15 protein-coding genes, 4 tRNA genes and 1 rRNA gene are annotated in these 19,943 nt (G+C 54.3%); all 20 read right to left on the bottom strand.

What is annotated here, in order from left to right:
* Positions 1-6: 6 nt before the first annotated feature.
* Positions 7-2,106, bottom strand: a complete 2,100-nt coding sequence (gene fusA, locus FEZ62_RS05465; RefSeq protein ID WP_172927093.1) for an elongation factor G — start codon at positions 2,104-2,106, stop codon at positions 7-9.
* Between the two features lie 33 nt (positions 2,107-2,139).
* Positions 2,140-2,610 carry a 30S ribosomal protein S7 gene (gene rpsG, locus FEZ62_RS05460; RefSeq protein WP_010490886.1) on the bottom strand — a complete coding sequence of 157 codons (471 nt, stop codon included), beginning with the start codon at positions 2,608-2,610 and terminating at the stop codon, positions 2,140-2,142.
* A gap of 123 nt (positions 2,611-2,733) precedes the next feature.
* Positions 2,734-3,105: a 30S ribosomal protein S12 gene (gene rpsL / locus FEZ62_RS05455; protein WP_003186084.1), complete on the bottom strand. Its 372-nt coding sequence runs from the start codon at positions 3,103-3,105 to the stop codon at positions 2,734-2,736.
* Between the two features lie 157 nt (positions 3,106-3,262).
* Positions 3,263-7,462: a DNA-directed RNA polymerase subunit beta' gene (gene rpoC / locus FEZ62_RS05450; protein ID WP_069901951.1), complete on the bottom strand. Its 4,200-nt coding sequence runs from the start codon at positions 7,460-7,462 to the stop codon at positions 3,263-3,265.
* 64 nt (positions 7,463-7,526) lie between these two features.
* Positions 7,527-11,600, bottom strand: coding sequence for a DNA-directed RNA polymerase subunit beta (gene rpoB, locus FEZ62_RS05445; RefSeq protein ID WP_069901950.1), 4,074 nt, complete (start codon positions 11,598-11,600; stop codon positions 7,527-7,529).
* Between the two features lie 224 nt (positions 11,601-11,824).
* Entirely contained in the window at positions 11,825-12,190 is a 366-nt protein-coding gene (gene rplL / locus FEZ62_RS05440) for a 50S ribosomal protein L7/L12 (RefSeq protein WP_069901949.1), read from the bottom strand.
* A 78-nt stretch (positions 12,191-12,268) separates the two neighbouring features.
* Positions 12,269-12,769, bottom strand: coding sequence for a 50S ribosomal protein L10 (rplJ, locus tag FEZ62_RS05435; RefSeq protein WP_069901948.1), 501 nt, complete (start codon positions 12,767-12,769; stop codon positions 12,269-12,271).
* 198 nt (positions 12,770-12,967) lie between these two features.
* Positions 12,968-13,663, bottom strand: coding sequence for a 50S ribosomal protein L1 (gene rplA / locus FEZ62_RS05430; protein ID WP_069901947.1), 696 nt, complete (start codon positions 13,661-13,663; stop codon positions 12,968-12,970).
* A complete protein-coding gene (gene rplK / locus FEZ62_RS05425) occupies positions 13,663-14,094 on the bottom strand; it encodes a 50S ribosomal protein L11 (protein ID WP_069901946.1) in 432 nt (143 codons plus the stop codon). Before rplK ends, rplA begins: the two co-directional genes overlap by 1 nt.
* 117 nt (positions 14,095-14,211) lie before the next feature.
* A complete protein-coding gene (gene nusG, locus FEZ62_RS05420; protein ID WP_069901945.1) occupies positions 14,212-14,745 on the bottom strand; it encodes a transcription termination/antitermination protein NusG in 534 nt (177 codons plus the stop codon).
* Positions 14,746-14,754: 9 nt separating this feature from the next.
* On the bottom strand, positions 14,755-15,123 hold the full coding sequence (gene secE / locus FEZ62_RS05415; protein ID WP_069901944.1) for a preprotein translocase subunit SecE: 369 nt from the start codon (positions 15,121-15,123) through the stop codon (positions 14,755-14,757).
* Positions 15,124-15,165: 42 nt separating this feature from the next.
* Positions 15,166-15,241: transfer RNA gene (locus FEZ62_RS05410), tRNA-Trp, on the bottom strand.
* A gap of 53 nt (positions 15,242-15,294) precedes the next feature.
* Positions 15,295-16,488 carry an elongation factor Tu gene (gene tuf / locus FEZ62_RS05405; RefSeq protein WP_172927092.1) on the bottom strand — a complete coding sequence of 398 codons (1,194 nt, stop codon included), beginning with the start codon at positions 16,486-16,488 and terminating at the stop codon, positions 15,295-15,297.
* A gap of 85 nt (positions 16,489-16,573) precedes the next feature.
* Positions 16,574-16,649, bottom strand: a tRNA-Thr gene (locus tag FEZ62_RS05400).
* A gap of 27 nt (positions 16,650-16,676) precedes the next feature.
* A tRNA-Gly gene (locus tag FEZ62_RS05395) sits at positions 16,677-16,750 on the bottom strand.
* A gap of 24 nt (positions 16,751-16,774) precedes the next feature.
* Positions 16,775-16,859, bottom strand: a tRNA-Tyr gene (locus FEZ62_RS05390).
* A gap of 144 nt (positions 16,860-17,003) precedes the next feature.
* On the bottom strand, positions 17,004-17,678 hold the full coding sequence (locus FEZ62_RS05385; protein ID WP_150548317.1) for an SPOR domain-containing protein: 675 nt from the start codon (positions 17,676-17,678) through the stop codon (positions 17,004-17,006).
* An 8-nt stretch (positions 17,679-17,686) separates the two neighbouring features.
* Positions 17,687-18,436, bottom strand: coding sequence for a pantothenate kinase (locus FEZ62_RS05380; RefSeq protein WP_172927091.1), 750 nt, complete (start codon positions 18,434-18,436; stop codon positions 17,687-17,689).
* Positions 18,426-19,382, bottom strand: a complete 957-nt coding sequence (gene birA, locus FEZ62_RS05375) for a bifunctional biotin--[acetyl-CoA-carboxylase] ligase/biotin operon repressor BirA (RefSeq protein ID WP_172927090.1) — start codon at positions 19,380-19,382, stop codon at positions 18,426-18,428. Before birA ends, FEZ62_RS05380 begins: the two co-directional genes overlap by 11 nt.
* Positions 19,383-19,767: 385 nt before the next feature.
* Positions 19,768-19,883 (bottom strand): 5S ribosomal RNA (rrf, locus tag FEZ62_RS05370).
* Between the last annotated feature and the right edge of the window lie 60 nt (positions 19,884-19,943).

Here is a 19,943-nt window from a genome sequence, read left to right as displayed (position 1 = left end):
GCTGAATTAGCCTTTCTTAACGATAGCTTCGACGATATTCGACGGAGCCTCAGAGTATTTAGAAAATTCCATGGAGTAGCTCGCGCGACCCTGAGACATGGAACGAACGTCGGTCGCATAACCGAACATTTCACCCAACGGTACTTCAGCGCGGATAACCTTGCCAGAGACCGTATCTTCCATACCTTGAATCAGACCACGACGACGGTTCAGGTCACCCATCACGTCACCCATGTAGTCCTCAGGTGTAACTACTTCCACTTTCATTACCGGCTCAAGCACAACAGCACCGCCCTTCTGGGACAGCTGCTTGGTAGCCATGGAGGCAGCAACCTTGAACGCCATCTCGTTGGAGTCGACGTCATGGTAAGAACCATCGAACACAGTAGCCTTCAGGCCGATGAGCGGATAGCCGGCAACAACACCGTTCTTCATCTGCTCTTCGATGCCTTTCTGAATAGCCGGGATGTATTCCTTAGGAATCACACCACCTACTACCTCGTTGACAAACTGCAAGCCTTCCTGACCTTCGTCTGCCGGAGCAAAACGAACCCAGCAATGACCGAACTGGCCACGGCCGCCAGACTGACGTACGAATTTGCCTTCGATTTCGCAAGACTTGGTGATCTTCTCACGGTACGAAACCTGCGGCTTACCGATGTTGGCTTCGACGTTGAACTCGCGACGCATACGGTCTACGAGGATGTCGAGGTGCAACTCGCCCATGCCGGAGATGATCGTCTGACCAGTCTCTTCATCTGTCTTAACGCGGAAAGATGGATCTTCCTGAGCGAGTTTGCCCAGAGCGATACCCATTTTTTCCTGGTCATCCTTGGTCTTAGGCTCAACAGCAACCGAGATTACCGGCTCTGGGAAGTCCATACGAACGAGGATGATTGGCTTCTCTTGCGAGCACAGAGTGTCACCAGTGGTAACGTCCTTCATGCCGATCAGAGCAGCGATGTCGCCAGCGCGTACTTCTTTGATCTCTTCACGGGTGTTTGCGTGCATCTGCACCATACGACCCACGCGCTCTTTCTTGCCTTTAACCGAGTTCAGAACGCCGTCGCCGGAGCTCAGAACACCCGAGTAAACGCGAGCGAACGTCAGAGTACCCACGAATGGGTCGGTAGCGATTTTGAAAGCCAGAGCCGAGAACGGTTCAGCATCATCTGCATGACGCTCCATCTCGATGGTTTCATCATCGATATCCGAGCCTTTGATCGCAGGAATATCAACCGGAGCCGGCAGGTAGTCGATAACGGCGTCGAGAACCAGAGGAACACCCTTGTTCTTGAACGACGAACCGCAAACAGCCAGAACGATTTCGCCAGCGATAGTGCGCTGACGCAGAGCTGCTTTGATTTCAGCAGTGGTCAGCTCTTCGCCTTCCAGATACTTGTTCATCAGCTCTTCAGAGGCTTCAGCGGCAGCTTCAACCATGTTGCTGCGCCACTCGTCCGCCAAGTCCTGCATGTCCGCTGGAATTTCTTCTTCGCGGAAAGTCATGCCCTTGTCGTCGTCGTTCCAGTAGATAGCCTTCATCTTGATCAGATCGATCTGACCCTGGAAGTTATCTTCCGAACCGATAGCCAGCTGGATAGGCACCGGGGTATGACCCAGGCGCGCTTTGATCTGGCCGATTACGCGCAGGAAGTTAGCACCAGCACGGTCCATCTTGTTTACGTAAACAAGACGTGGAACACCGTACTTGTTGGCTTGACGCCATACGGTTTCCGACTGCGGCTCAACGCCCGAAGTACCACAGAACACTACAACAGCGCCGTCGAGTACGCGCAGCGAGCGCTCTACTTCGATGGTGAAGTCAACGTGCCCGGGGGTGTCGATGATGTTGAAGCGGTACTTATCGAACTGCTTCTCGGAACCCTGCCAGAAAGCAGTGGTTGCCGCGGAGGTGATGGTAATACCACGCTCCTGCTCCTGCGCCATCCAGTCCATGGTCGCGGCGCCATCATGCACCTCGCCCATTTTGTGGTTTACGCCGGTGTAAAACAAAACCCGCTCAGTCGTAGTGGTTTTGCCGGCATCAACGTGCGCGACAATACCAATGTTACGGTAGCGGTTAATCGGAGTAGTACGAGCCATATAGCCCTCGCAAAGTTTAGAAGCGCTAGAAAATTAGAAGCGGTAGTGCGAGAAAGCCTTGTTGGCTTCAGCCATACGGTGCACGTCTTCACGCTTCTTAACTGCAGCACCTTTGCCTTCAGCAGCGTCCAGCAACTCACCAGCTAGGCGCAGAGCCATAGACTTCTCGCCGCGCTTACGGGCGAAATCTACCAGCCAGCGCATGGCAAGAGCATTACGACGGGAAGGACGTACTTCAACAGGAACCTGGTAAGTAGCACCACCAACGCGGCGCGACTTCACTTCGACCAGCGGAGCGATGGCGTCGAGAGCTTTCTCGAAGATCTCCAGGGGATCGCTGTTCTTACGTTCTTTAACCTTGTCCAGCGCGCCATAAACGATACGCTCGGCAACGGCTTTCTTGCCGCTCTCCATTACGTGGTTCATGAACTTAGCCAGAATTTGGCTTCCGTATTTTGGATCATCAAGCACTTCGCGCTTGGCTGCTACACGACGTCTTGGCATGTGATAAGCCCTCAAACGGTCTTCAGGTTAGCTCGGGACCGCATTTGCGCCCGACCTTACTCTTATCGACTCAAATAAATAGATAACTGCAATTTAGTGAAATGTCCCATTACTGGGGCGTAATCACTTAGGACGCTTAGTACCGTACTTCGAACGACCCTGGTTACGACCTTTAACACCGGAAGTATCCAAAGAACCGCGAACGGTGTGGTAGCGAACACCCGGAAGGTCTTTTACACGACCGCCACGGATCAGCACTACGCTGTGCTCTTGCAGGTTGTGACCTTCACCACCGATGTACGAAGAAACTTCGAAACCGTTGGTCAGGCGCACACGGCAAACTTTACGCAATGCCGAGTTAGGTTTTTTCGGCGTAGTGGTGTACACACGAGTGCATACGCCGCGACGCTGCGGGCAGTTCTGCAGCGCAGGCACGTCGGATTTCTCGACGATACGCTTACGCGGCTGACGTACCAGCTGGTTAATAGTTGCCATCTTTAGCTCCACTGTTGTCTTTCGACGCTATTGCTTTACAAACAAAGCAAAATGGCAGAGCACATGCCCTGCCAAATTTAGGGGTGCATGAGTCTAAAGAGACTCAGCCTCCCAGTCAAGATGCAACCCTACCGCTCAGCGCGGCAGGGTTACGCTCTTAATTTCCGCTGAAGTTCAACGCTTCGGTCAGTGCAGCTTCCACTTCACTGGCGCTAACGCGAACTGGCTTGTCTGCATCACGCTTGCGCTTGCGCTCGCTGTGATAAGCCAAACCGGTACCGGCCGGGATCAAACGACCCACAACCACGTTCTCTTTCAAGCCGCGCAGGTAGTCACGCTTGCCAGTCACTGCCGCTTCAGTAAGAACGCGGGTAGTTTCCTGGAACGAGGCTGCCGAGATGAACGACTCAGTCGACAACGACGCTTTGGTGATACCCAGCAACACACGGCTGTACTTGGCGATGAACTTGTCTTCTGCAGCCAGACGCTCGTTCTCACCCAGTACTGCGGTCAACTCCATCTGGTCACCCTTGATGAAGGTTGAGTCGCCGGACTCTGCCACTTCAACTTTACGCAGCATCTGACGCAGGATGGTCTCGATGTGCTTATCGTTGATCTTCACGCCTTGCAGACGGTAAACGTCTTGAATCTCGTTAACGATGTACTTAGCCAGCGCGCTTACACCCAGCAGACGCAGGATGTCGTGCGGATCGCTCGGGCCGTCCGAGATAACTTCACCCTTGTTCACCTGTTCACCTTCGAACACGTTCAGGTGGCGCCACTTCGGAATCAGCTCTTCGTACGGATCGCTACCGTCGGTTGGTGTAATCACCAGACGACGCTTGCCTTTGGTCTCTTTACCGAAGGAGATCGTGCCGCTGATTTCAGCCAGAATCGATGCTTCTTTCGGACGACGCGCTTCGAACAAGTCAGCTACGCGTGGCAGACCACCGGTGATGTCACGGGTCTTCGACGTTTCTTGCGGGATACGCGCGATAACGTCACCGATGGCGATTTGCGCACCATCCTGTACACCGACCAATGCGTTCGACGGCAGGAAGTACTGAGCCGGTACGTCGGTACCTGGCAGCAGCAAGTCTTTACCATCGTCGCCAACCATCTTGATGGCCGGACGAATGTCTTTACCAGCAGCCGGACGATCTTTCGGATCAAGCACTTCGATGTTGGTCAAACCAGTCAATTCGTCAGTCTGACGCTTGATGGTGATCCCTTCTTCCATGCCTACGAACGTCACGGTACCTTTCATTTCGGTAACGATTGGGTGAGTGTGCGGATCCCACTTGGCGACGATGGCGCCCGGATCAACTTTGTCACCTTCCTTAACCGAGATCACAGCACCGTAAGGCAGCTTGTAGCGCTCACGCTCACGACCGAACTCGTCAGCCAGGGCCAGTTCACCCGAACGCGATACCGCGATCAGGCAGCCGTCCACACGCTCAACGTGCTTGAGGTTGTGCAGGCGGATTTGGCCGCCGTTCTTAACCTGAATGCTGTCAGCAGCCGAAGTACGGCTTGCCGCACCACCGATGTGGAACGTACGCATGGTCAGCTGTGTACCCGGCTCACCGATCGACTGTGCAGCGATAACGCCGACAGCTTCACCGATGTTCACCTGGTGACCACGGGCCAGATCGCGGCCGTAGCACTTGGCACAGATGCCATAACGAGTTTCACAGCTGATTGGCGAGCGCACGATAACTTCGTCGATGCTGTTCAGCTCGATGAACTCAACCCACTGCTCGTCTACCAGCGTACCGGCAGGAACGATTACGTCTTCAGTGCCAGGCTTGAATACGTCTTTGGCGATTACTCGGCCCAATACGCGCTCACCCAGCGGCTCTACTACGTCACCGCCTTCAATGTGCGGTGTCATCAGCAGGCCATGTTCAGTGCCGCAATCAACTTCAGTTACTACCAGATCCTGAGCAACGTCTACCAGACGGCGCGTCAGATAACCGGAGTTAGCTGTTTTAAGTGCGGTATCCGCCAGACCCTTACGAGCACCGTGAGTCGAGATGAAGTACTGAAGTACGCTCAAACCTTCACGGAAGTTCGCAGTAATCGGCGTTTCGATGATCGAGCCGTCCGGCTTGGCCATCAGACCACGCATACCGGCAAGCTGACGAATCTGGGCTGCGGAACCCCGCGCACCCGAGTCGGCCATCATGTACATCGAGTTGAAGGACTCTTGGTCAACTTCCTCGCCGTGACGGTCAACAACCTTCTCTTTCGAGAGGTTGGCCATCATCGCCTTGGATACTTCGTCGTTGGCCTTGGACCACAAGTCGATAACCTTGTTGTACTTCTCGCCCTGAGTTACCAGGCCCGATGCGTACTGGCTTTCGATCTCTTTAACTTCTTCGGTTGCACTGTCGATGATGCGTGCTTTTTCATCCGGGATGACGAAGTCGTTAACACCGATCGACACACCCGAGATGGTCGAATAGGCGAAACCGGTGTACATCAACTGGTCAGCGAAGATAACGGTGTCTTTCAAGCCGACAGTGCGGTAGCACTGGTTGATCAGCTTGGAGATAGCCTTCTTCTTCATCGACTGGTTGACCACGTCATAGGACAGGCCAGCAGGCACGATCTGGTACAACAGCGCACGGCCAACAGTGGTGTCGACGATGCGGGTGTTCTTGGTCACGCTGCCATCTTTTTCGTTGATGGTTTCGTGAATACGCACTTTTACGCGAGCGTGCAGAGAGGCTTCACCGGCGCGGAAAACGCGGTCAACTTCCTGCAAGTCAGCGAATACACGACCTTCGCCTTTGGCGTTGATCGCTTCACGCGTCATGTAATACAGACCCAATACAACGTCCTGCGACGGCACGATGATTGGCTCACCGTTGGCTGGCGACAGAATGTTGTTGGTCGACATCATCAATGCACGGGCTTCGAGCTGGGCTTCCAGCGTCAGCGGTACGTGCACAGCCATCTGGTCACCGTCGAAGTCGGCGTTGTACGCCGCACAAACCAACGGGTGCAGCTGGATAGCCTTACCTTCAATCAGAACCGGTTCAAACGCCTGGATACCCAGACGGTGAAGGGTCGGTGCACGGTTGAGAAGCACTGGGTGTTCGCGAATTACTTCAGCGAGAACGTCCCAAACTTCTGGCAACTCACGCTCAACCATCTTCTTGGCAGCTTTGATGGTGGTAGCAAGACCACGCATTTCCAGCTTGCCGAAAATGAACGGCTTGAACAGCTCAAGTGCCATCTTCTTAGGCAGACCGCACTGGTGCAGACGCAGGGTCGGGCCTACGGTAATTACCGAACGACCGGAGTAGTCCACGCGCTTACCGAGCAGGTTCTGACGGAAACGACCTTGCTTACCCTTGATCATGTCAGCCAGGGATTTCAATGGACGCTTGTTCGAACCAGTGATGGCGCGACCGCGACGGCCGTTGTCCAGCAGGGCGTCAACCGACTCTTGCAGCATGCGCTTTTCGTTACGCACGATGATGTCTGGCGCCGACAGATCAAGCAGGCGCTTAAGACGGTTGTTACGGTTGATCACACGGCGGTACAGATCGTTGAGGTCGGACGTTGCGAAACGGCCACCATCAAGCGGTACCAACGGACGCAGATCTGGCGGCAGAACCGGCAGAACGGTCAGGATCATCCACTCAGGCAAGTTGCCCGAGCCCAGGAACGCTTCCATCAGCTTCAGACGCTTGGACAGCTTCTTGATCTTGGTTTCCGAATTGGTTTGCGGAATCTCTTCACGCAGACGGCCAATTTCGTGTTCCAGATCGATAGCGTGCAACAGCTCGCGAACAGCCTCGGCACCCATACGGGCGTCGAAGTCGTCACCGAACTCTTCCAGTGCTTCGAAGTACTGCTCATCGTTCAGCAGCTGACCTTTTTCCAGCGTGGTCATGCCCGGATCGATAACGACATAGCTCTCGAAATAGAGAACACGTTCGATATCACGCAGGGTCATGTCCATCAGCAAACCGATACGGCTCGGCAGTGACTTCAGGAACCAGATGTGGGCAACCGGCGAAGCCAGTTCGATGTGCGCCATACGCTCACGACGAACTTTGGCCAGTGCAACTTCAACGCCGCACTTCTCACAGATAACACCACGGTGCTTGAGGCGCTTGTACTTACCGCACAGGCACTCATAGTCTTTTACCGGGCCAAAGATTTTGGCGCAGAACAGACCGTCACGCTCAGGTTTGAACGTACGGTAGTTGATGGTTTCCGGCTTTTTAACTTCACCGAACGACCACGAGCGGATCATCTCAGGCGATGCCAATCCAATACGGATGGCGTCGAACTCTTCGACTTGACCCTGGTTTTTCAGCAAATTCAGTAGGTCTTTCAAGGCCTTTCCTCCTGGCGGAGCTGGCGATGGAGCAAAGTGCTCCACCGCCGATTCGCGTCACGTGTTATTCGGTTTCCAGATCGATATCGATACCGAGCGAACGGATCTCTTTGATCAGTACGTTGAAGGACTCAGGCATGCCTGGCTCCATACGGTGATCACCGTCCACGATGTTTTTGTACATCTTGGTACGGCCGTTCACATCGTCCGACTTCACAGTGAGCATTTCCTGCAGCGTGTAAGCAGCACCATACGACTCGAGTGCCCACACCTCCATCTCACCGAAGCGCTGGCCACCGAATTGCGCCTTACCACCCAGCGGCTGCTGAGTAACCAGGCTGTAAGAACCGGTAGAACGCGCGTGCATCTTGTCGTCAACCAAGTGGTTCAGCTTGAGCATGTACATGTAGCCAACGGTAGTTGGACGCTCGAACTGATTACCGGTACGGCCATCGATCAGTCGCATCTGGCCGCTTTCTGGCAGGTCTGCCAGTTTCAGCATGGCCTTGATTTCAACTTCTTTAGCACCGTCGAACACCGGAGTAGCCATTGGCACGCCGCCGCGCAAGTTCTTCGCCAGGTTGAGGATTTCCGTGTCGCTAAGGTCATCCAGACTTTCCTGACGGCCGCCGATCTCGTTGTAGATCTGCTGCATGAATTGACGCAGTTCAGCGACCTTGCGCTGCTCTTCGAGCATCAGGTTGATCTTCTCGCCCAGACCTTTAGCCGCGAGGCCCAGGTGAGTTTCGAGGATCTGACCCACGTTCATACGCGAAGGTACACCCAGCGGGTTCAACACGATGTCTACCGGCGTACCGTGAATATCGTGAGGCATGTCTTCAACCGGCATGATCACCGAGACAACACCCTTGTTACCGTGACGACCGGCCATCTTGTCACCCGGTTGGATGCGACGGCGGATTGCCAAGTAAACCTTAACGATCTTCAGAACGCCCGGAGCCAGGTCGTCGCCCTGCTGCAGCTTGCGCTTCTTGTCTTCGAACTTGTCGTCGAGCAACTGACGGCGATCGGAGATGTAGGCCTGAGCCTTTTCCAACTGCTCGTTCAGTGCATCGTCAGCCATGCGCAGCTTGAACCACTGACCACGCTCAAGACCGTCGAGGAATTCGTCAGTGATTTCGGCGCCTTTCTTCAGGCCAGCACCGCCTTCAACAACTTTACCCACGAGAGCCGAACGCAGACGTTCGAAGGTTGCGCCTTCAACAATGCGGAACTCTTCGTTAAGGTCCTTGCGGATCTCGTCCAGCTGCATCTTCTCGATAGCCAGGGCACGCGAATCGCGCTCTACGCCATCACGAGTGAAGACCTGTACGTCGATGACTGTACCTTTGGTGCCAGTCGGCACACGCAGGGAAGTATCTTTAACGTCAGATGCCTTCTCACCGAAGATCGCACGCAACAGCTTCTCTTCCGGCGTCAGCTGGGTCTCACCTTTCGGCGTTACCTTACCAACCAGAATGTCGCCCGGGCCAACTTCAGCGCCGACATACACGATGCCTGCTTCGTCCAGCTTGTTCAGTGCAGCTTCACCCACGTTCGGGATATCCGAGGAGATTTCCTCAGGCCCAAGCTTGGTGTCACGGGCCACACAGGTCAGTTCCTGGATGTGGATCGTGGTGAAGCGGTCTTCTTGTACTACACGCTCGGAAAGGAGGATGGAGTCTTCGAAGTTGTAACCGTTCCACGGCATAAACGCGACGCGCATGTTCTGGCCGAGAGCCAGTTCACCCATGTCGGTCGACGGGCCGTCAGCGAGAATGTCGCTGCGTGCTACCTGATCACCTTTGCTCACCAGCGGACGCTGGTTGATGCAGGTGTTCTGGTTAGAACGGGTGTATTTGGTCAGGTTGTAAATGTCGACACCGGCTTCGCCAGTTTCAACTTCGTCATCGTTCACACGAACAACGATACGGCTGGCGTCGACCGAGTCGATCACACCGCCACGACGTGCAACAACGCAAACACCGGAGTCGCGCGCTACGTTGCGCTCCATACCAGTACCTACCAGCGGCTTGTCCGAACGCAGGGTCGGAACAGCCTGACGCTGCATGTTCGAACCCATCAGGGCCCGGTTAGCATCGTCGTGCTCGAGGAACGGGATGAGGGAAGCTGCAACCGAAACTACCTGCTTCGGCGAAACGTCCATCAGGGTTACGTCTTCAGGCGCTTTTACGGTGAATTCGTTGAGGTGACGTACCGCCACCAACTCATCAACCAGCTGACCTTTGTCGTTCATCGTTGCCGATGCCTGAGCGATCACGTGGTCTGCTTCTTCGATCGCAGACAGGAACACGATCTCATCAGTAACCAATGTGTCTTTAACCACACGGTACGGGCTCTCAAGGAAGCCGTACTGGTTGGTACGCGCATAGGCCGCCAGGGAGTTGATCAGACCAATGTTCGGACCTTCCGGCGTTTCAATCGGGCATACACGACCGTAGTGAGTCGGGTGTACGTCACGGACTTCGAAGCCTGCACGCTCACGTGTCAGACCGCCCGGGCCAAGAGCCGAAACGCGGCGCTTGTGGGTGATCTCGGACAGCGGGTTGTTCTGGTCCATGAACTGCGACAGCTGGCTGGAACCGAAGAACTCTTTGACCGCAGCAGCCACTGGCTTGGCGTTGATCAGGTCCTGCGGCATCAAGCCTTCGCTTTCAGCCATCGATAGACGTTCTTTAACCGCACGCTCAACACGTACCAGACCTACACGGAACTGGTTCTCGGCCATTTCGCCGACACAACGCACGCGACGGTTACCCAGGTGGTCGATGTCATCGACGATGCCTTTGCCGTTGCGGATATCAACGAGGGTCTTCAGAACCTCGACGATGTCTTCTTTGTTGAGTACGCCAGAACCTTCGATCTCGGTGCGACCGATACGACGGTTGAACTTCATCCGGCCAACAGCCGACAGATCATAACGCTCTGGACTGAAGAACAGGTTGTTGAACAGGGTCTCGGCAGCATCCTTGGTTGGCGGCTCGCCTGGACGCATCATGCGATAGATTTCAACCAGCGCTTCGAGCTGATTGGTGGTCGAGTCGATCTTCAGGGTATCGGAGATGAACGGACCGCAATCGATATCGTTGGTGTACAGGGTTTCAATGCGCACAACCTGCGCCTTGACGACCTTAGCCAGGTCTTCAACGCTCAGTTCAGTGTTGCACTCAACCAGGATCTCGCCAGTTGCCGGGTGCACGATTGCCTTGGCAGAAGTACGGCCAAGCAGGTAATCGATAGGCACGTTGAGCTCGGTGATACCGGCTTTGTTCAACTGGTTGATGTGGCGCGCAGTAATACGGCGGCCTTGCTCGACAATGACTTTGCCCTTGTCGTCAGCAATATCCAGTACAGCAATTTCGCCGCGCAGACGCTCTGGCACCAGTTCCAGACGCAGGCTTTCGCCGGTGACGTGGAAAACGTTGGTGGTATAGAAAGCGTCCAGCACTTCTTCAGTGGTGTAACCCAGTGCACGCAGCAGCACGGAAGCCGGCAATTTGCGGCGACGGTCGATACGTACGAACACGGCGTCTTTCGGGTCGAATTCAAAGTCGAGCCACGAGCCACGGTAAGGAATTACGCGAGCTGAATACAGCAGTTTGCCAGAGCTGTGCGTCTTGCCACGGTCGTGATCGAAGAACACGCCCGGCGAACGGTGCAACTGGGAGACGATGACGCGCTCGGTACCGTTGATTACGAAGGTACCGTTCTCAGTCATCAGGGGGATTTCCCCCATGTAAACTTCTTGCTCTTTAATGTCCTTGATCGCTTTGTTCGACGATTCTTTGTCGAAAATGATCAGACGGACTTTTACCCGCAGCGGTACGGCAAAGGTTACGCCACGAAGTACGCACTCTTTGACGTCAAAGGCCGGTTCGCCCAGGCGATAACCGACATATTCCAGAGCAGCATTGCCGGAATAGCTGATAATCGGGAAAACGGATTTGAAGGCTGCATGCAAGCCAATATCGCGAAACTGATCTTTGGTCGCTCCCGCCTGCAGGAATTCGCGATACGAATCCAGCTGGATGGCCAGGAGATAAGGCACATCCATGACATCCGGCAACTTGCTAAAGTCCTTGCGGATACGTTTTTTCTCAGTATATGAGTAAGCCATCAGCGTTCCCCAGCTTGGTCACCTGCTTATTTGGCCTCTCCGACGGGAGCAGCCAGAAACTCTTGCAAACCCATCATGGTTTGCTCCACCACCTATTCAGGCGTGGGTTTCCGGACTAGGCCAACTGACGAACAGTTGAACTAGAACGGAAAAAGGCCGGTGGCAAAAGCCACCAGCCATCAGCCTTACGCGAGTCGCTCGGGCTGTAGACGCAAGGTCTTCGCTTACTTAAGCTCGACTTTGGCGCCAGCTTCTTCCAGAACCTTCTTAGCGGCTTCAGCTTCTTCTTTCGAAGCGCCTTCTTTAACAACGCCAGGAGCGCCGTCAACCACTGCCTTGGCTTCTTTCAGGCCCAGACCAGTCAGTTCGCGAACTGCTTTAATTACGTTTACTTTCTTCTCGCCAGCTTCAACCAGAACGATGTTGAATTCGGTCTGCTCTTCAACTGCAGCGGCAGCAGCAACAGCTGGGCCAGCAGCAGCAGCGGCGGAAACGCCAAACTTCTCTTCCATTGCCTTGATCAGTTCTACAACCTGCATCACGGACATTTCAGATACGGCGTTGATGATGTCTTCGTTAGTCAGAGCCATGACTCTAATTTCCTGTATTGGGGGACAGCCTACGCGGCCATCAAATTAAACAATTTTGATTGAAAGAGACTCGCTGCCTTAGGCGGCGGTAGCTTCTTTCTGGTCGCGAACAGCGGCCAAGGTACGAACGAACTTGCTGGTAGCGCCTTGAATAACGCTCATCAGCTGCGAAACCGCCTCGTCGTAAGTTGGCAGAGTTGCCAATACGTCGATTTGGTTGGCTGCGATCAGTTGACCTTCGAATGCGGCTGCTTTGATTTCGAACTTGTCCTGACCTTTTGCGAACTCTTTGAAGATACGAGCAGCAGCGCCCGGATGTTCATTCGAGAATGCAATCAAGGTCGGGCCTTTGAACGCGTCGTTGAGCACTTCATACGGAGTGCCTTCAACAGCGCGGCGCAGCAATGTGTTACGTACAACTTTTACGTACACACCAGAAGCGCGGGCCTCTTTACGGAGTCCGGTCATAGCACCTACAGTCACGCCACGGGCATCAGCCACAACAGCGGAAAGGGCAGCTTTGGCAGCCTCGTTGACTTCAGCGACGATGGCCTTCTTGTCTTCGAGTTTAATTGCCACGGGTAAAACTCCTGCTTGTTACCGTTTCATCTAGCCTAAGCCGGATGTCGTTTTGGTGTCTGATTCGGTAAGAATCGGGAGCACCATCTGCGTAGGCTTCCATGTTTAAGGCTTGCGCCACCTACGGTCTTGGATAGCCCCCGCAAAGCAGGGACCCCAATTTTGTAGCGGGCACGTATTACGCACCCGCTTAAGTCATTACGCGTCGAGCGAACCCTGATCAATGATCAGGCCTGGACCCATGGTAGTGCTCAGGGTCACACGCTTAACGTAAACGCCTTTAGAAGTCGAAGGCTTCAGACGCTTAAGATCAGCGATCAGCGCTTCAACGTTCTGCTTCAATTTCTCGGCGTCAAAGCCAACCTTGCCGACGGAACCGTGAATGATACCGTTTTTGTCGGTACGGAAGCGAATCTGACCGGCTTTGGCATTCTTGACGGCAGTAGCAACGTCAGGAGTAACAGTACCGACCTTCGGGTTAGGCATCAGGCCACGTGGACCGAGCACTTGACCCAATTGACCGACAACGCGCATTGCATCAGGCGATGCGATAACGACGTCATAGTTCAGGTCGCCGCCTTTCATTTCAGCAGCCAGATCGTCCATGCCTACGCGGTCAGCGCCGGCAGCCAGAGCAGCTTCAGCAGCTGGGCCCTGAGTGAACACAGCAACGCGAACAGTTTTGCCCGAGCCATTCGGCAGCACAGTAGCGCCACGAACAACTTGGTCAGATTTACGTGGGTCAACGCCCAGGTTAACTGCTACGTCTACAGATTCAGAGAACTTAACAGCCGAGATTTCGGCAAGCAGAGCAGCTGCTTCAACGAAGTTATAAGCCTTACCAGCTTCAACTTTCTCAGCGATTGCCTTTTGACGCTTAGTCAACTTAGCCATTACACACCCTCCACGTTCAGGCCCATGCTGCGAGCGGAGCCAGCGATAGTACGCACGGCGGCGTCCATATCGGAAGCAGTAAGATCAGCCTGTTTAGTCTTGACGATCTCTTCCAGCTGAGCGCGGGTTACAGTGCCAACTTTAACGGTGTTTGGACGAGCGGAACCGCTAGTCAAACCAGCCGCTTTCTTCAGCAACACTGCTGCCGGGGTGCTTTTGGTTTCAAAAGTGAAGCTACGGTCGCTGTATACAGTGATGATCACTGGAGTCGGCAGACCTGGCTCTTGGCCTTGGGTCTTGGCGTTGAACGCCTTGCAGAATTCCATGATGTTCACACCGTGCTGACCCAGTGCCGGACCAACAGGTGGCGACGGGTTAGCTTGTCCAGCTTTTACCTGCAGCTTGATATAAGCCGTAATTTTCTTAGCCATGAGCTACTCCAATATTGGGTTCTGACGCCTTGCGGCTCCCCAGTTACTTACGCGTTTATCCCAGTGACGACAAAACCCCGCAGTCGATAACTGCGGGGTATGGGATGCTTGTGTCAGTTATGCCTTCTCGACCTGACTAAACTCCAGCTCGACCGGGGTAGCGCGACCGAAAATGGTCACCGCCACCTGGATGCGGCTTTTCTCGTAATTGACTTCTTCGACAACACCGCTGAAATCCGCGAACGGACCATCGATAACACGGACCATTTCGCCCGGCTCGAACAGTGTTTTCGGTTTTGGCTTATCGCCGTTATCTGCCACACGACGCAAGATAGCTTCAGCTTCTTTGTCGGTGATCGGAGCCGGCTTATCAGCCGTACCGCCGATGAAACCCATGACCCGAGGCGTATCCTTGACCAAGTGCCAAGTGCCTTCGTTCATGTCCATCTGAACCAGAACATAGCCAGGGAAGAACTTACGTTCGCTTTTACGCTTCTGGCCATTACGCATTTCTACCACTTCTTCGGTAGGAACCAGAATCTCGCCAAAGCCGTCTTCCATACCGGCGAATTTTACACGCTCAATCAAAGAGCGCATAACATGCTTCTCGTAACCCGAGTAAGCATGCACAACGTACCAACGCTTAGCCACGGGACACCCTTAGCCGACAATCAATGAAACAAGCCAGCCAAGCAGGGAATCTAAACCCCACAACAACAGCGCCATAACCAGTACTACCGCTACAACAATCAATGTTGTTTGGGTGGTTTCGGCGCGAGTTGGCCAGACTACTTTACGAATTTCAACGCGTGCTTCTTTAGTCAGAACCGCAAAGGCTTGACCCTTCGAAGTTTGCAGCGCAACAACACCAGCGATGACCGCAATCACCAACAGGCCTATTACGCGATACAGAATTGGCTCGGCAGCGAAGTACTGATTACCAACCACGCCAACGACTACAAGAGCCGCAACTACCAGCCACTTGAGCAGGTCAAAGCGGGTTTCTTTGGCTTCAGCCTTTGCATTCATTTACGAGGATCCTGTGAAAGACGCGCCAAATTCATTTGAAAATGGCAGGTCAGGAGGGAATCGAACCCCCAACCTACGGTTTTGGAGACCGTCGCTCTGCCAATTGAGCTACTGACCTAAAACTTGATTAGGCCGACCATTATGTCGGCCTAACAGGGACAAATCAACTACTTACTCGATGATTTTGGCAACTACGCCAGCACCAACGGTACGACCACCTTCGCGAATTGCGAAGCGCAGACCATCTTCCATTGCAATGGACTTGATCAGGGTAACAACCATTTTCACGTTGTCGCCTGGCATGACCATTTCAACGCCTTCCGGCAGCTCGCAGTTACCAGTTACGTCCGTAGTACGGAAGTAGAACTGCGGACGGTAGCCCTTGAAGAAAGGAGTGTGACGACCACCCTCTTCTTTCGACAGAACGTACACTTCGCCTTCGAACTTGGTGTGTGGCTTAACGCTGCCTGGCTTGCACAGGATCTGGCCACGCTCTACGTCGTCACGCTTGGTGCCGCGCAACAGGACACCGCAGTTCTCGCCAGCACGACCTTCATCGAGCAACTTGCGGAACATTTCAACACCAGTACAGATGGTCTTGGTGGTTTCACGCAGACCAACGATCTCTACTTCGTCCTGAACGCGAACGATACCGCGCTCAACACGACCAGTTACAACAGTACCGCGACCAGAGATCGAGAATACGTCTTCTACTGGCATCAGGAATGGCTTGTCGATAACACGAACAGGCTCAGGAATGTAAGTATCCAGAGTTTCAACGAGCTTACGAACGGCAGTGGTGCCCATTTCGTTGTCGTCTTGGCCGTTCAGAGCCATCAGCGCCGAGCCGATGATGATCGGAGTGTCGTCGCCCGGAAAGTCGTAAGTCGACAGCAGGTCACGAACTTCCATCTCAACCAGTTCCAGCAGCTCAGCGTCGTCTACCATGTCAGCCTTGTTCAGGAAGACAACGATATACGGAACGCCAACCTGACGAGACAGCAGGATGTGCTCACGAGTTTGCGGCATCGGGCCATCAGCGGCCGAGCAAACCAGGATAGCGCCGTCCATCTGAGCAGCACCCGTGATCATGTTCTTCACATAGTCAGCGTGGCCTGGGCAGTCAACGTGCGCGTAGTGACGAATAGTCGAATCGTACTCAACGTGCGAAGTGTTGATAGTAATACCGCGGGCTTTTTCTTCCGGAGCGCTGTCAATCTGAGCGAAGTCACGGACAGCACCACCGAATGCCTCAGCACAAACCTTGGTCAGTGCAGCAGTCAGCGTGGTTTTACCGTGGTCAACGTGACCAATAGTGCCAACGTTTACGTGCGGCTTGCTACGTTCAAATTTCTCTTTAGCCATTTTGACTATCTCCCGACGAATAGTTACGCGAGTATTACCACCATTAAAACAAAGGCAGATACTTGCATATCTGCCTTTATTAGAATGGAGCTCATGAGCGGATTTGAACCGCTGACCTCACCCTTACCAAGGGTGTGCTCTACCAACTGAGCTACATGAGCGATATTTCCATCGCGACGCAGCAAACATGGAGCGGGTAGCGGGAATCGAACCCGCATATTCAGCTTGGAAGGCTGACGTTCTACCACTGAACTATACCCGCGGAGCTTGCTGCTCTCGCTAAATCTGGTGGAGGGAGAAGGATTCGAACCTTCGAAGTCGATGACGTCAGATTTACAGTCTGATCCCTTTGGCCGCTCGGGAATCCCTCCAAATTGTGAGGCGGCATTTTCTAGATCTGCCACCCTACTGTCAAGCTTTTTCTCATTTAAATCCTGAGGTTAGCTGCTTGCCAGCATCTTCTAAGCGCTGCCTGTTAAGGCGACCACTGCGAAGCGGGCGCCATCATATGCAATCTATCGCTGCGATGCAACACCTTTACACGGCATTATTTGATGCTCTAAGCCATTGAAGTCAAAAGCTAATTTCTGCAGAAGCTGATCATCCAGCAAACGCCGGCCTTCTGGAGCAATTCGCACCCAGTAACTGCGGCTAGCGCGCGGCATTTCTTTAAGCTGGGGTTGGTAGCCAGCATCACTCAATCGCTGCATTACGCTTTGCGCCGAATCCCTGCGCGGATAAATTCCAAGCGATATACCGTTGTTCAGCTCGCCTTCACTGATCAGAAAGCTATCAATTTTACGCCCCTGCAACTCGCGCAATAGCCGCAACGAGGCATCCCTGTTACCCAAAGGCGGCAGATACACCCAGTAATCTTGTCCCGCCTGCCCTTCTACTGCCTGTGTAGCTGAACGAATATCCAGGCTCAGCAAGCGCTGCTCGACCTGTGCGGCATCAGCCTCCTGGTCGAACTTGCCCAGGAACAGGCAAGCCTCTTCAGGCTCTTGGGCTGCGGGAGGTGCTTCACGGCGCAGTTGCGTTTCTGATTCGCTGAGTAAGCGGATAGCACGGTCACTCTGCTGCGCAACCGCTAACGGCAACACTTCCTTCGCCCGCAACGGCACTTGCTGCTGATGCCAGACGTAGTAAAAAGCATTGAGCACTAACAACAACAAAAACAACCAACGCATGAGCGACCTCAATTAAGCGGGCAAGCGGCAGCCAGGCCGATAAAAACCAAATCCGGCACAATCCGCGCCTGTGGCAGCATCTCTTCAACCAACGCAGCATCGCCCCCAGTAATAAATACTGCGAAGTCCACCCCCAGGTACTCGCCAGCCATATCCAACTGCGCCTGCACGAAGCCGCGAAGCATAATAGAGCAACCACGCTCCACCGCCTCCGCAGTCGATTTACCTGGAGCAAAACTATGCCGGGCTTCCTCAGCCGTAGGCTGGTCATATCGAATACGCCGCGTATGCGTACACAGCTGATTGCGCATCAGCGGCATTCCAGGGCAAATATACCCGCCCAAATGCTCACCTTCGCGCGTCACCAAGTCAGAGGTCACAGCGGTACCAAGATCGAGCACCAGACAACTCTGCCCACCTGATAATGCATAAGCGCCCACTAGCGCGAGCCAGCGATCAAGACCCAGCCGCTGGTAATCCTCATAGCCGTTACGCACGCCCGCCAGCGAATGTACAGACTGGGCCCGTGAACACTGCACATTGAAGCGCTCTGCCAGACTGGCCACGAGCTGATCAGTCTCCACATCGCTGCGCACACTGACCAGCCGGCAAGCTTGAACATCTTGCCCGGTATCGCCGACAGCCTGCAGCAGTTCGGCATCAGAGCCGACCACACCGACATGCTCAGCTTTCAGACCACCTTTATTAACCAGTCGCCACTTGATAAAGCTGTTACCGCAGTCAAGCTCAAGAATCATCACGCAACCTCAGGCTGAGCTCGCCGCCACTAAATTGTTGTTCAACACCGTCAACCTCCAATCGCAAGGCGCCAGAGGCATTCACTCCCAGCACTCGCCCATCGACATGGCGATCACCCGCGCTCAGCCGCACAGACCTGCCCTGCCATGCATGATTGTCCTGCCACTCATCAAGCAGGCTGGAAAAACCCTGCTGCAAATATCGCTCGAGATAGTGCGCGAGGTTATCGCCCAGCCTCAGAGCCAAAGCATTGCGATCGACCAGGCAACCCAACTGCGCACTGACTGATGTCCAGGCCTGATCAATGCCCTCGGCCTCAGCAGGCATATTGACGTTAACACCAATACCAATCACCACATCGCAGGCATCAGCCGGATCACCCGCAATCTCAACAAGAATTCCGGCTATCTTCGCACCTTCGACCAGTACATCGTTGGGCCACTTTAATGCAGTTTGTTGGACGCCCATCTGCTGCAATGCCTTGGCAAGGGCCAACCCTACAACCAGGCTCAAACCTTCAAGCTGGCGCAGGCCGCCCTCGATACGTATAGCCAGGCTGTAATACAGGTTCTGCCCAAACGGGCTAACCCATTGCCGGCCTCTGCGACCACGGCCCGCTGTTTGCTGCTCCGCGGTGACCACCATAGGAGCAGACTGGCCTGCCTGTAAACGACGGAGTACTTCGGCATTGGTGGAGTCGACAACTTCAACCACGGTAATTGGCCAATGCTGACAGCCTGCCGCCAGACTGGCTTCATCCAACAGCACCAAAGGCATCTCAAGCCGATATCCGCGACCGCGGACCTTGTGAAAGCGCAGCCCTCGCTCAGCCTCTAGACTTTGCAGCTGCTTCCAGACCGCAGCGCGACTCACACCCAGCTCCGCCCCAAGGGCCTCACCAGAGTGAAACTGTCCGTCCTGTAATAGCCTCAACAGCTGCAACATAGAATTCTCACCGAGCAATAAGGTGCGCATGATAACGATGCACCCTGTACTTGCCTACCAAACAGGCACAGCTTTATTACCCGCGCGACCACTCTTTATATACCCGCAACACCGCGATCAATACATAAACGGCTATTCAGCCTGCGATTTAGAGCGATCGCGTCACTGGTGAGGCTTCGATGACTGGATCTTCATGGATGCAGCGCGCACCAGACGGCAACGCCCCGGACTGCGCTGTTTAGCACCGCGTAGCGGGGCTAAACAGCCTGCGATAGTCGTGGCGCCGCTTAGCTGCCTGCTGCCCGCCGCCTCCGAGCACCCGACATTTCCAGCGCACAAAGTAAAACCCCAGACCGTTTACACGATCTGGGGTTTTGGTATAGGCGCTTGACGATGACCTACTCTCACATGGGGAAACCCCACACTACCATCGGCGATGAATCGTTTCACTTCTGAGTTCGGGATGGGATCAGGTGGTTCCAATTCTCTATGGTCGTCAAGCAATTTGGTTGAAGCCTCGTCAGGGACGCTGCTTCGAATCGGGTATGTGATGCTTTGTAG

Source organism: Pseudomonas sp. MS19 (assembly GCF_013277615.1).
Taxonomy (GTDB): Bacteria; Pseudomonadota; Gammaproteobacteria; order Pseudomonadales; family Pseudomonadaceae; genus Aquipseudomonas; species Aquipseudomonas marincola.
Note: the sequence above shows the minus strand (reverse complement) of the source record. Positions and strands in the feature narration are given on the sequence as shown.